Annotated in this window: 9 protein-coding genes and 1 pseudogene; 2 read left to right on the forward strand and 8 right to left on the reverse strand. The window is 67.5% G+C overall.

The features are described 5' to 3' along the window. The first annotated feature begins 436 nt into the window (after positions 1-436). On the forward strand, positions 437-1,348 hold the full coding sequence (locus LQ326_RS01130) for a polysaccharide deacetylase family protein (RefSeq protein WP_234531511.1): 912 nt from the start codon (positions 437-439) through the stop codon (positions 1,346-1,348). Positions 1,349-1,587: 239 nt separating this feature from the next. Here LQ326_RS01130 and LQ326_RS01135 read toward each other — a convergent pair whose 3' ends face one another. Together LQ326_RS01135 and LQ326_RS01140 are read right to left on the reverse strand one after the other, a co-directional pair. Beyond that, positions 1,588-1,827, reverse strand: coding sequence for a TetR-like C-terminal domain-containing protein (locus LQ326_RS01135; RefSeq protein WP_268206498.1), 240 nt, complete (start codon positions 1,825-1,827; stop codon positions 1,588-1,590). Then, on the reverse strand, positions 1,828-1,986 hold the full coding sequence (locus LQ326_RS01140; RefSeq protein ID WP_234531513.1) for a hypothetical protein: 159 nt from the start codon (positions 1,984-1,986) through the stop codon (positions 1,828-1,830). A gap of 128 nt (positions 1,987-2,114) precedes the next feature. Here LQ326_RS01140 and LQ326_RS01145 point away from each other — a divergent pair. Further along, a pseudogene (locus tag LQ326_RS01145) lies at positions 2,115-2,600 on the forward strand (ABC transporter ATP-binding protein); the annotation flags it as partial. A 500-nt stretch (positions 2,601-3,100) separates the two neighbouring features. On the opposite strand, the gene LQ326_RS01150 reads toward LQ326_RS01145, so the two are convergent. From LQ326_RS01150 to LQ326_RS01175, 6 genes are read right to left on the reverse strand one after another with little or no spacing between them, the layout of a single operon-like run. Then, positions 3,101-4,375 carry a Zn-dependent hydrolase gene (locus tag LQ326_RS01150; RefSeq protein WP_234531515.1) on the reverse strand — a complete coding sequence of 425 codons (1,275 nt, stop codon included), beginning with the start codon at positions 4,373-4,375 and terminating at the stop codon, positions 3,101-3,103. A gap of 10 nt (positions 4,376-4,385) precedes the next feature. Then, entirely contained in the window at positions 4,386-6,215 is a 1,830-nt protein-coding gene (locus LQ326_RS01155; protein WP_234531517.1) for a hypothetical protein, read from the reverse strand. A 5-nt stretch (positions 6,216-6,220) separates the two neighbouring features. Beyond that, on the reverse strand, positions 6,221-7,579 hold the full coding sequence (locus LQ326_RS48200) for an ATP-grasp domain-containing protein (RefSeq protein WP_234531519.1): 1,359 nt from the start codon (positions 7,577-7,579) through the stop codon (positions 6,221-6,223). Next, positions 7,548-8,588: a TauD/TfdA family dioxygenase gene (locus LQ326_RS48205; protein WP_234531521.1), complete on the reverse strand. Its 1,041-nt coding sequence runs from the start codon at positions 8,586-8,588 to the stop codon at positions 7,548-7,550. The genes LQ326_RS48200 and LQ326_RS48205 overlap by 32 nt, the downstream gene beginning before the upstream one ends. Next, positions 8,551-12,693: an amino acid adenylation domain-containing protein gene (locus LQ326_RS01170; protein ID WP_234531523.1), complete on the reverse strand. Its 4,143-nt coding sequence runs from the start codon at positions 12,691-12,693 to the stop codon at positions 8,551-8,553. The genes LQ326_RS48205 and LQ326_RS01170 overlap by 38 nt, the downstream gene beginning before the upstream one ends. A gap of 15 nt (positions 12,694-12,708) precedes the next feature. After that, complete coding sequence (locus tag LQ326_RS01175; protein WP_234531525.1) at positions 12,709-12,897, reverse strand: hypothetical protein; 189 nt, start codon at positions 12,895-12,897, stop codon at positions 12,709-12,711. Positions 12,898-12,901 lie beyond the last annotated feature (4 nt).

Consider the following 12,901-nt stretch of genomic DNA (forward strand, 5'->3'; position numbering starts at 1 on the left):
CCGCAGACTGCCGCGCACGACCCGCGCGAGCACCCCGAGTACCGGTCACACCAGCCCTCTGAACTGCGGCTTCAAGTTGGCGGAGGCTCACTGCATCAGCATCGCAGCCGGAGAGAGGCGGCCATGCCCGTCGGCAGGGTCATGATGAAGAGTCCCGTTCGTGCTCGCGGGAGGTCTGCTGGCCGGTGCAGCGGATGGTCCGGCGGGTGATGCGCCTGGTCATCAGAGTGACGGCAGCCCACGTGATCAGCGACTGAGGCGCTGAGCTGCCTGTGGCGCACCCTCGTCCATCCGCCGCCCTCCTGCCTCCGGGTGGCATGACCGGATTGTTGGGGAACCCTTACCCGTGCCTTCCCGGTCGGGAATCTTCGGCCCGTACCGTTGCGGTGTCACGGCGGCCGTCCGCCGCAGACCTTTCGACCAAGTGGGAGTGTGGATGACGACGGGTCGCCGGGCCGTGCTGGCCTCCTTGGCGGGTGGCGTGCTCGCCGGATGCGCGGGCCCGAGGAGCGCGACGAGCGGCGCCACGTCCGGGCCACCCACGGTGCCCGCATCGAACGCGACGCCCGCGCCGAACGCCACCGCGGACGCTCCGGCATCAGCCCCCTCGGCGACGGCGACGGCGACCGCGACGGCGACGGCGGTCACCCGTGCCGAGATCGTGGCCCGTTACGGGCATGCCGTGCCGCGCTCCTGGGGCTTCGATGGCCCCGGCGTGGTGCACGCGCTGCCGAAGGGGAAGCGTGAGATCGCGCTGACCTTCGACGCCTGCGGCGGCCCGGGCGGCAGCGGTTACGACCAGGCCCTGATCGACTTCCTGCGCAAGCGCGAGGTACCGGCGACCCTCTTCATCAACTCCCGCTGGATCGAGGCCAACCCGTCCCTCTTCCGCCGACTGGCCGCCGAGCCGCTGTTCGAGATCGCCAACCACGGCACCCGGCACCGTCCGCTGTCGGTCACCGGGCGCTCCGCCTACGGCATCCCCGGCACCCGTGACGCCGGGGAGGTGTACGACGAGATCGCCGGCAACCGCGCCGAGCTCACCCAACTGCTGGGCGCCCCGCCGCGCTTCTTCCGGTCCGGCACGGCGTACTGCGATGACGTCGCGGCACGGATCGTCACCGACCTTGGAGAACGCTTCGCAAGCTTCTCGGTCAACGGCGACGGCGGCGCCACCTTCACCCCCGAGCAGGTCCGCACCACCGTGGCGTCCGCCTCCGGCGGCTCCATCGTCATCTGCCACATGAACCATCCCGAGGGCGGCACCGCCCGGGGCATCGCCGCCGCCGTACCGAAGTTGCTGGCGAGAGGTCACACCTTCGTGCGCCTGTCCGACGCGGTGCGCTGACCAGCGCCGCGGCAGACGAGGCTTGCCCGTCAAGGAGCGGCATTGGTTGCTGTCGATCTGGACAGGGGTGGACCCGCTGAGGCGTCTGGGCACCCAGTACGTCGTAGGTGCCTGCGCGGCGCTGACCCGCCGGTCTGCATACGGCGCGGACAACCCAGATGTGCGGCCGCTTCCGTCAGCAGGGCTGGATCTGTTGTAGCGGGAGGTCGACGGCGGCTCAGCCGTAGGGCGTCAGGCCATCAGGTGGTGAGGCCGCACAGGAGTTGGTCCATGTGACCCGCGGCAGTCTCGGGATCCAGGGGGAGACGGCCGACCAGCAGCCGGTACCAGAACACGCCGAAAATCTGGTCCACGGCAAGATCCAAGTCTACGCCGGGCCGAATCTCGCCTCGTTCCCGGGCACGCAGCAGGATGCGCAGGACCACTCCCCTTCGCGACTCCACCCACGCCCGGAAGGGGCTCTCGAACGCTGCGTCCAACTACGCCTCTGCCATCAGCCCCCGCAGGGCGCGCTCACGCGGAAGTTGACGGATTTCCACGTACAAGTGCCGTGCGAGTTCGGTCAGATCGGCGGCCGGGGAGCCGGCATCCGGTTCGGGCACGATGCGGGCGACGAGGGCGGTGTAGGCCTCCATCACCAGCTCGGGCTTGGATCGCCACCAGCGGTGGATGGTGCTCTTTGTCTCCGTAGGTCCTGACTTTCTCGCCGACCTTCTTCAGGGCACCGGCCGTCGCGAGTGCGGGCCGCCAGCTCGGTCTGTTCCAGCTGACGGCGACCGCGCACGCGGTGCGTGCCGGCTTCGGCGCCGGGGCGGTCGCAGGCCGGCTCCACGACGCGCTGCCTGCCCTGGTGGTGATCGCGCTGGCCGCGGTGACCGGGCGGACGGCGAGTGCGCTGTCCTCGTACGCGGACGGACGGATCACGCCTCGGCTGACGACGGAGGCGGACAGCGCCCTGGTGGCGGCGGTGTGCGGGATCGAGGCCGCCGCCCGTGCCGAGGACGGCTGCGCCGACCGGCAGGAAGCCGCGGAGATGGGGGTGGTCCGCAGCCACGTCATGATCCAGGACGCCCCCCGGCTCACCGCCGCCGCCATCCGCCTGGTCACCGCGAGCGGGGTGCTGACCGTACTGCACCCACTGCTGCTGCCCCTGCTGCTGCTCGCGGTCGTCCCCGCCGGTGTCGGCGCGGTCCTGCAGGCCCGGGTCACCTACGAGACCCACTACGCCAACGTCGGAGATGGACGCTCGCGGCGCGTACACCATCCTCCAGCAGATCAAGGCCCGCACCAGCGACTGCATCGCGGTCCTGGTGACCCACCAGCTGGTCAACGCCCGTTCTCTGGGTATCGGAACTGTTGCGGCAGTGGAGTGCTCGCGTTGATGCAGCTCAACGCTGGTGTACCTGAGGATACCCATTGCAACAGGTGTGGTGCTATTGCTTGATTGGGTGCGGTCGCGTGTCCCAACGCCTCCCATGGCAGTGCCGAACACGAGCGCGTCGTCATCCGTGCCGAAGGCGAGAAGCGCCGCGGTCAGGATCACTTCATGGTCGAGGGGCATCAGGTCGGGCTGCGCGAACTGAGGGCCGAGGGCGTAGACCGTCACTCGCGCTGGCGCAACGACGGAGCTCACCGCGTCAGAGGCCCGACCATGCGCCCGTCACATGCAGGCCGCGGGATGAAAGGTGTTCATCGAGGCGTGGTCCGATTGAAACTGAAGCGATACGGGACCAACGCCGAATATCCCAGTGTTCATGAATCACCGCCCCCGACTCGCTGATCCATCAACCGGAGAGACCTCAAGAGCACGTTCGCCCCAGCCACCAGATGGTGGTCGTGGGAGTCTTCCTGGGGAGTATGGCTTACCCCTCCGATACTGGGAACGAAGATCATCGTGGTGGGGGCTATGCGGGCGATCAGTTGAGCGTCGTGTCCCGCTCCGCTGGGCATGTGCAGTGACGGCAAGGCCAGTTGGTCGGCGGCGATGCTGACGCAGTCGGCTAACTGGTGGTCCATGGGCACGGCTGGCACCTGGGGGCCTTGTCGTACGTCGATGCTGGCACCCGTCGTCGTACTCAGTTCGTTCGCCAGGCAGTGGATGCGTGATGTCGCCTCGGCGATGCGGTTGTCGTCCTCGTCCCTGAGATCCACAGTGAGGTTCACCAGCCCGGGGATGACGTTCCATACGTTAGGTGAGCACGTGATGTGGCCGGTCGTGGCCACTCGTACGACACCCTCTCTTGCGAGCGTGGACACCTCGCCGATGACTCGCGCCGCGATGACGAGCGCATCGCAGCGGTCCGTCATCGGGGTCGTACCAGCGTGCTGTTGCTCCCCCGTGATCCTTATGTCGAGGTTGGACCGGCCTGTGATGGATGTGACGACACCGATATCGGCCCGTTCGGTCTCCAGCACGGGGCCCTGCTCGATGTGCGCCTCGACGAACGCGGCGATGCTGTCCTCCGCCCAGACGGCCTCGCTGAGCGCGGTGGCGTCACCGCCTACGTCCTCGATCCGTTTCCACAGCGGAACACCTGCGCGGTCGACCTGGTCGACATCGACGGGAAAGCCGCACAAGACCTGTGAACCGACCATCCCCGGAGTGCCGTTTGCCCCCTCTTCGTTCGAGAAGACGACCAGGACCAAGTCGTGCCACAGAGGGGTCTTGGACTCAACAATGTGGACCATGGCTTCGAGTGAAGCCACGACACCATACGCACCGTCGAATCTGCCGCCCCGCACCACCGTGTCGAGATGGCTACCGGTCGCCAGAGCACCCCGAGAGTCACCCCGGCCGACCACGTGCGCGATTAGGTTGCCCGCCGGGTCAACTCGTGACTTGACGCCGGCCTCCGCGAGCCACTCCGCGACCAGGGAACGTGCTCGGATGTCGTCGTCCGAGTAGGCAAGCCGGGTGACTCCGCCATCACCGGTCGCTCCGATGTGCGCCAACTCCCGCAGCCGGTGGAGTAATCGCTCGCCGTCGATCACGTCGGACGCGAAACCGTTGGTCGACGTCTTCAGCACGTGCGCCACCTCACTTCGTGTCGGGTCGTACCAGTAAGTGGAATCGGCCGAGGTTGAGGGCCAGGTCGTGCACGGCGAACGGAAGCAGATACTCTGCTTGGGCCCGTGTATCAGGCGAGACCGCGAGCTCGAAGTCCGCACTGCCCTGACCCCGCCGGTCCATGGCCACACGGCAGGCGGCCGGCTGGACCTCCGCGCGCAGCGACGCCCTCATCCCCAGTCCCACGATGGGGACCGTCCCGGGCGTTCCGGCCAGTCGTACGGTCATGCGCGCCGTCTCGCCTCGGCGTATCTCTCTCGTGCCCGCCATGCGCAGCTCAGGGGCTCCCACCATGGCGTTCTCGATATCGCCGCACCGATCGCACACGGTCTGCGAGACGGCCGCCACCGCGGCCAATACCGGGACCTTCACGAAGACCGAGGCGGGTTCACCGCAGGAGCACGGCGGCACTTGCTTCATCGGGCCGGGCCGCACCGTACTGTGATCACCGAAGAAGGCCGGGAATCGGGAGACCGCGCTCTCGGTGGAGAGGCTGCGTGCGATCCGCGCGTCGATGGCGGCCACCTTGGTTTCGCATTGGGCGCGGTGTGTCCGTGCCAGATCGGGGTCTCGCAGGGCGTCCCGCGCCGAGATGGCTGACAAGAAGCGGTCGAGATCCCCTAGTTCGAGGGCGATGGGGTGGTTCTCGGGCAGCAACCCCGACTTGCCGATCGCCATGGACCGGGTTGACAGCACGCGGATTCGATCGGCGAGCGAGGCGGCGGGCCGCTCGCTGTCCTCCGGCGGAAGGACTTCGCGGATCTCCGCCGTCGCCGACGGCGCCGCTTCCTCGGTGCCGCACTGGAAGAACACAGGGTACGGATTGGTGTCCGCCACACTTCGGTTCATGGCCGCGCGAGAACCGTCGGGATGACCGAGCCAGGCACGGATCTCCGGACGTCCGGCGTCACACGCGGTCGAGGTGACGACGATTGAGCGGGCAGGGCCGTCGACGGCCGCCAAGAGCAACTGGTAGTCCTCGTGATACGTGGAGAGACGCGCGCTCGGTCCGCTGAAGCAGTTGAGCAGTGTCAGGGAACCAGTGGAGATGTCGCCGACCGGAATCAGCCCCCACTCGGGTTTGTAGCAGCCTTGGCCGAAGTGACAGGACGGCCCATACCCCGTCGGTTCGTACGCTCCCTGCCGTCTGCCGCAGACTGTGTTCTGGCCCAGGTTGAGGCTGTCGTCCTGGCCGTTGCCGTGCAGCAGGACCCGGCGCCAGGGACGGTTGCGCAGGATGCTCATCCGGTCGCCGCGGGTGATGTCGTCGGGGCCGACCCACTCGACGCCGTCGAGCGCCGGTTGGTGGTCGAGAGCGGTCACCACCAGATCGTCCGGCAGGTCACCCGTGCCCGCCCACTGTTTGGCCACCATCCAGGTGAGCGAATGCACGTCCCGGCCGGTGAGGAACACCGAGGGCTCCGCACCAGACGCCTGTGCCTGGTCACGTCCACCTGCGGTGCGATCACCGAAGCGGAGATCCTGGTAGAGCCCCACGGTCAGGACAGGTCGATCCCCGGAGCCCGCTGACAGTGCGCGGAGCATGTCTCGCAGTGCTTCTGGGAGCCGTTGCGGCCGTACGATGCGTACATCGAACGCGGAGCGGCGCCCGGAGATCCGATACAGCTTGTTGGCCGCCGTGATCGAGGCCGTCAGATCGGAGCGGTTGCCCACCCAGACGGGAATGGGTGTCTGCCGGTCGCCCGCCAGAAACCGCGCGACCGCAGCGGCGTAGTCGGATGCGTGCTGGTGCCCCGCGAAGGTAGCCTGCGGCGCAGCGGACGGGTCGGGCAGACTCACCCTCGTCATCGAGCGCCCTGGGCGGAATCCGAAACGTCACTCCTGTCGGTCACATACCGGTAGATACTGAGAATCTTCCGCATCCGGTCCGTCACTTCGGCGGAGTTCTGCCCGGCCACCTGGACAACGCCGCTGCAGGCGAATGAGGCGCGCGGCGGGTCCACGACATCGCCGACTGCCGCTCGCATCAGGCAGGAGATCACTCCTTCCTGCGCGAGGAGTTCCTCTCGGGGTGTGATGTCGGTGACGCGTCCCGGAGCAGTGGGCAGGAGCAGGTCACCGACGGACCGGTCGAGCGTGTACCGAAGCGTCGGCTTTTTGCCGACGTAGAGATCAGTGATGGCCGACATGATATCGAAGCCGTAGGACAGACCGTGGTTGAGCGGTACCTCGCATCCGCTGAGCCGGGCGGCAAGCTCTCCCATGACGAACTCACCGGAATCCGTCATCCAGAACTCGGCGTGCAGGTAGCCGTTGCGGTACTCCACGCCGTCCACCAACTGCTGCGACAGCCCGACCGCGTCGACCGGCTTGGGCTCGGAGGGCGCAAGCGTGATGTTGGCGTTGATCGCTCCTTCCAAGACATCGAGGATCGGCGCGGGATTGCTGGAGACATAGGCGTCGAGCACGCGGCCCTCCGAGACGAGCGCGCACAACTGGTACTCGTGGCCGGTGATGTACTCCTCCACCATCCAGCGGTGTCCGTCTCGAAGGAGTCGTCCGGCGTGCGGAAGATCCGCCTCGTGGAGCTTCCATGTGCCGATGCAGGAGTCGGAGTCCACCGGTTTCAGGATCAGGGGCCAGCCATGCGTGACCGCAAAACGCTCGATTGCCCCGACCGTGTCCACGAGTTCATGGGCCGCCGACCGCAGCCCCATCCGGCTGTACAGCTTCTTCATCGCGGGCTTCTCGTGGACCAACAACACCTGTTCCTGAGTTAGGTGCGGCAGTCCGACGGTGGCGGCGAAGGCCTGGGCCTGCGGCTGGACGGCCTCGTTGGGGTTGCAGAAGTACTCGGGGATCACGCCGATGCTCCTGGTCCACTCCCGGTAGCGGGCCGCCTCCTCGTCGAGAGACCGTGAGGAGTCGAGGGTGAACACGGGCCGGGCGCCCTCCGCGTCCTCGCCGGCCGGGCCGGAGCCGTGCGAGCGTGTCGAGCTGTCGCCCAGCCGGAGCAGCACCGTGGTCACGTCAGGCCGGGCCAACAAGCTCTCGTTGAAGGTCGCACGGCGGCTCTCCACCAGCAGAAGCTTGCGCTGCCCAGATTCCTTCGTACCGGTCATGGCAGGTGTCCTTTCCTTGGGGGATTGCGGGCAAGACGAGGACGGGGACTCACCGGCTGTGCAGAACGCGTCGGCTTCCACCGGCTCGGCCGGGGCGTGTCCTGCGGATGTCCCGGACCACGTTGACGCGCTTGAGCCACCGCTCGGTGGGCGAGTAGGTCGCTTGGAAGGAGCGCCTGCCGTGCACGAAGGTGGTGTTGTCGATGAATGCCATATCGCCAGGCCGTAGTACGACATCCGTCAGTCGCCCGTCGAGGTGGCCGATCAGGTGCTTGAGTGCCGCTTCCGCCTCGTCGTCGCCGGGGACGGCCCGCATGAAGTCCCGGTCGGCGCGCAGGGTCGGCGCGTCCGGCGGACCTGTGAGCAGTGCGATGGGTGGTACGTCCGGTTCGGTTCTGCCGTCCAGCTCGTGAGCGGGGTCGGGGGCCAGGATGAAACGGTCCTCGCGCAGCACGCGCTCGACCGCTTCGGGCAGCTCGCCTGCTGCCAACTGGGACACCGTGGTCGCCACACCGTGTGGGTTGCGCAGGCACAGCAAGCCCACCCAGTCGGCCCGGTAGGGAGAGAAGGCGTCTTCGGTGTGCCAGCTCAGCTCTTTCGCGCTCGAAGCACTGACGTCGCTCCGCTCCATGCCGGGCGAGGGCAGAACATCGGTGACGACGCGGCCACTCTGCTGGGCGGACCAGGCGATAGGGTCGCCGAGGACCGACCCGAGCAACAGGGCGGTGAACGCGTCCGGGCGGCTCTTCGGGGTGTCGGCGCTGCGCCAGCTCTCCGGCGTGGGTCCAACGTCTTCGGCCACGGTGAGGTTGCTCAGCACGGTGATGCCGCGTGGTGACTCCGCGAGCCTTTCGCGATGCAGGAAGTCACGTAAATTCAAGGGGAGTTCACCGGCCAGTGCCGCCAGCGCATCGAGGGTGTCGTCGGCGTGTGGGTCCCCCAGTTCCCGGCAGGCGCGCTGGGAGAGCCGCTGTACCTTCTGGGCATCGTCCGGCGCGAGAACGTGTCGAGACAGTGAGGGTGCGTCCGGGGAAGAACCCAAAGGTGCTGTTTCAGCCATCTGTGACCTCCATGCGTTGGTCGGGATCACCGTCGGGGAGGGCCAGCCATTGCAGCGCGGAGGCCCTGGACGTCGGGGCGATCTCGCGTTCCCATCCGGCCGGCTCGGTGATGCTCACGGGCCACAGTGACCTCGCGCCGACCTCGTTCACGAGCACGGTGAACATCTCCAACTCGTCGTCGAACACCTCCGGCCCGGCCGAAGAGGCCGGAGAGTCCGACCACTCGGCCTGCTCGGCCTCGGCCACCGCTCCGGACTGCGGGAGATGCTCGCCGGTGCGCCGATGCCAGCGTGCGGCCCAGGCGGTGCGTGCCATGACGACTCCCGTGCCGAGCGGATCGGCGATCAGACAGTCCGCCACCACATCGCCGCTCCTCCAGGCGAGGCAGGCAGCAGGAACGTTCAGTCGCCCGTTCTGGCCTTCGGCAACTGGTGAGTTGCCCTGGTCCAGAACGTAGACGGGGACGGCGCCGCTCGTGATCAGGCGTATTCCCTCAGGGAGCAGGGGTACGAGGAGTTCGGCCCGCATCACGAGACGGTGTTCCGCCATCAGCTCCCGGGTACCCGGGGGAGACGACTCGCTATGGACCACGGGCTGCTCCGGATCGTTCAGCCCTGTCCGAAGCCGCGCTGCCCAGTCCGCCGCGAGACGTTCGCCCGTCAGGGCGGCGTACTCGGAGCGGCCGTCGTGCCACAGACGCGCCGAGATGCCGTGTCCGGCTTCACGGTCCACCACCAGCACACCGCTCCCGGCCGTGAGTTCCTCGTCGATGCCGGGCAACAGGAAGCCGGGGCCGTAGAAGACGACCGGAAGGTCCGACGGGATTTGCCGCTTGTGTTCCGGATCGCTGAACGATGCCTCTTCGGCGAGACTCCTGGACTCGGCCTGGACAAGGGTGAGGGTCAGGCGGCGCAGTCCATGGCCCGCGTCGGGAGTCACGACCCAGGCCGCCATGTCGGGACTGGTCCTCCAGAACAGGAGGTCACGCGGGCTCACCTCTCGGTTGGGTCGCACCATGACGACCGCCTCCACACCGGACAACCGGGACAGGGAGGCGACCAGCGCGGCTCTGGTGAGGTCGTGGCGTGTGACTCCCGCAGACGAGGTGAACCGGGAGAGGGCGATGTCCTCCGCATCGTTCACGACGACTTCCACGATGGCGGCGGATACGGCACCGGGCCCCGTCGGCGCCGTCGCCCGGCGTACCGGCGGGGTTTCGGACTGGGGTTCGTGTAGCCGTTTCCGTTTCTGTGAGCGGTTCGGGAAGAGCCGGTCGGTGATCGCGCACAGAGTCCGGGTGGCGTAGATGTCGCCGGTCGAGATGTCCGCGCTGAACCGTCCACTGAGCCAGTGGGCCAGCCGGACTGCGGCGAGCGAATGGCCGCCGAGGTCGAAGAAGTCGTCGTCAGGCCCGACCGTGTCCTTGTCGACACCGAGCGTGGCGGCCACCGCGGACCGCACCACGGTTTCGTGAAAGGTCGTAGCGGGCGCGGCCGGCCGCCGTGCGCTCATCTGCCGCTCGGCCAGGTCCGCAGCTGCATGGCGGTCGAGTTTGCCGTTGGCGTTGCGCGGCAGCCGCTCCTCGACGACGACATGGCTGGGGACCATGTACGCGGGCAGTTCCGCGCTCAGCCGCCGGAGGACGTCTTCGGCAAGGGAACGTGGCGTACGCCGCACCGTCGGTGTGTTTGCGTAGGTGGTGGGCCAGTCCCTGGGCAGGCCGTCGCGCGGCCGGGCGACACCAGGGACCATGACGTCGGCGCCCACCGGCAGGAACCAGGCGTCGAGCGTATGCGGAGCGCTACCCCAGGTCACCAGCGTTGACCGACCGGCTGCCGCACCGATGTCGTACAGATCCTCCGGCTCCACCTCGCAGGAGCCGGACTGACGGTGCCGGGCACTCGGTATGCCCATGATGACGCAGGTCCGGTCGGCCACGTCGGCGAGCAGGTCCGCAAGACCTCTTCCCTCCGCGCTCACAAGCTCCCACGGCCACTCAAGGGCCGTGCCAAGGCCGAGGCGGTTTGTCTTGCCGCTTTCCCCGGTGCCGATCAGAACGTCGTAGCGATAGCGGGTGAGTTCATTGTGGTGGCGGCCTCGTTTGACGAGGACGTCGACCGCGTCGATCCGGTCGAAGACCTGAGGCAGGAGGGCGAAGTAATCTGGGTCGAGTAGGAGTTCCGTCTCCTGTGCCGCGAGCCGGGCCACGGTCTCGGACCCGTTTTGCTCGGCCAGCTCGGCGTAGAACGACGCGGCCAGCCGCCGGTCGCGCACATCACCGACGAAGATCCGCCCGCCCGGAGCCAGCAGGCCGAGGAGGCCCTTCAGCACTTGGGAGAGGTAGTCGACCGAAGGGAAGTACTGGATCACCGAGTTGAGGACGATGGTGTCGAACGTCCGCTCCGGCAGCCCCGACAGATCGACGGCCTCACGGTGGCACAGTTGGACCCGGCTCAGCTCCGGACGCGCTGCGCAGTGCTCGGATAACTTGTCCAGGACTGCCTGGGAGAAGTCAGTTCCCCAGTATTCGTCGGCGAACGGCGCCAACTCCTCGAGGAGGAGCCCCGAGCCGACTCCGATTTCCAGGACCCGCCGGGGCTGTAGTCGGCGTATCCTCGCAACCGTGGAATCGAGCCAGAGCCGCATCTCGTCGGCGGGGATCGGCTGGTGCGTCGCGGAGGTGTTCCACCCACGGAAGCGATGGTCCTCGCGGCGCAGATCGATGCCGTGGTACAGCCCATCGTACAGTTCGTTCCACGTCGCGACGGCATCCAGTCCCTTGGCCGGTTCGACCACGGCGACCAGGCTCACCGAATCGCGGTCCTGGACCGGGCAGACAACCGCTTCGTGCACGGGGGCCAGCCCGCGCAGATGAGTCTCCACGTCCTCAAGCTCCACCCGCTGGCCCCGCACCTTCACCTGGTGGTCCCGGCGCCCCAGAAAGTGAATGAGCCCGTCCTCGTCTGTCACCACCAGGTCGCCGGTCCGGTAGGTGACGGGCCCCGTGGGATCGGCAGGTGAGGGACCGAACTTCTCGGACGTCAGCTCCGGCCGATTGAGGTATCCGACGGCGACACCCGCTCCACCGATGTAGAGTTCGCCGGCCTCTCCGGGTGCGGCCCTCCGCCCGTCGGCATGCCACACAGTCGCCTCGTAGCCGGCGAGGGGAGAACCGATGGGCAGCGACGTCTGCCCCACGGAGACCTCGTCCACCACGTGACAGGTGGCGAACGTGGTCGTCTCCGTCGGTCCGTATGCATGGACCAGCCGACCTCGGGTCACTGACCGCACCTTGCGTACGGCGTCCAGGTTGGCCTTCTCCCCGCCGAACACGAGCAGGCGCAGCGGGGAGAGGACCGCCGGTGATGTCACCGCGTGCAGATTGAGCACTGCCGTGGTCAGGAAGGCGACGGTGACATGGTGGTCGTCGATGAAGGCGCCGAGCCGTGCGGTGTCGGCCGCCAGCCGACGGCCGGCCCCCACCAGACAGCCGCCGTTGAGCAGACAACCCCATACTTCCCAGGTGAACGCGTCGAAAGCGGGATTGGACAGCTGCCCCATCCGGTCGTCCGGGACAACGCGCAGCCGGGGGTCGGCGGTCGCCAGATTGAACACGGAGGACACCTTGGCGATAGTTCCCTTGGGGGCACCCGAACTGCCGGAGGTGTAGCACACATACAGTTCGTCGGCCTTTCCTCGCTCGGGCGCGGGATACCGTTCGTCACCTTCGCCGACGGAGAGACTGCGGACAGTCTCGAAACCGATCTGCGTGACGTCCGGGCCGAAGGTGACGCCAGGAGGCGGGCGACCGATCGTTGCAGCCGGCGGGCAGTCGGCGATCATCGCGTCCAGCCGCAGAGCGGGCAGATCAGCGTCGAGCATGAGATAGCGGGCGCCCAGCTTGTGGACCGCCAATACCGAAACGATCAGCGCCGGCTCGGGAGCGAAGAAGATCCCGACGGTGTCCCCCGCGTGGGTCCCGGCAGTGGCGAGAAGGGAGGCCAGCCGGTCCGAGCTTGCGTCGAGGGTCTGGTAGTCCATCTCCGTTTCGGTGGATTCAGGATAATGGACGGCGATCGCGTTCGGTCGAGCCGAAACCTGTACGGAAAAAGACTGGAGTAAGGGAGACGCCATAATGCACCGCCTCTCTCATTCGTCGCCCGTGGACACTCGGACGAGTTCCTGGTCATTGACCCAGATTGGCCGCTCCTTTGCAGCTATCAGATACCGCATCTCGTTGGTTTCGTCGTTCCAGGCCATGGCCAGGACCGCATAATCAGTCCGACCGCCCATGGATACCGCCAGTTTCCGGTTGACGGTCGCGAAGTGAAAGGGCATGATC

It is taken from the genome of Streptomyces shenzhenensis (assembly GCF_021462265.1).
In the GTDB taxonomy this organism is placed as follows: Bacteria; Actinomycetota; Actinomycetes; order Streptomycetales; family Streptomycetaceae; genus Streptomyces; species Streptomyces shenzhenensis.

Coding starts and splice junctions, on each gene's coding strand:
- LQ326_RS01170 (WP_234531523.1), bottom strand. CDS start 12,693: ATGGCGTCTCCCTTACTCCAGTCTTTTTCCGTACAGGTTTCGGCTCGA.
- LQ326_RS01175 (WP_234531525.1), bottom strand. CDS start 12,897: ATGCCCTTTCACTTCGCGACCGTCAACCGGAAACTGGCGGTATCCATG.
- LQ326_RS01130 (WP_234531511.1), top strand. CDS start 437: ATGACGACGGGTCGCCGGGCCGTGCTGGCCTCCTTGGCGGGTGGCGTG.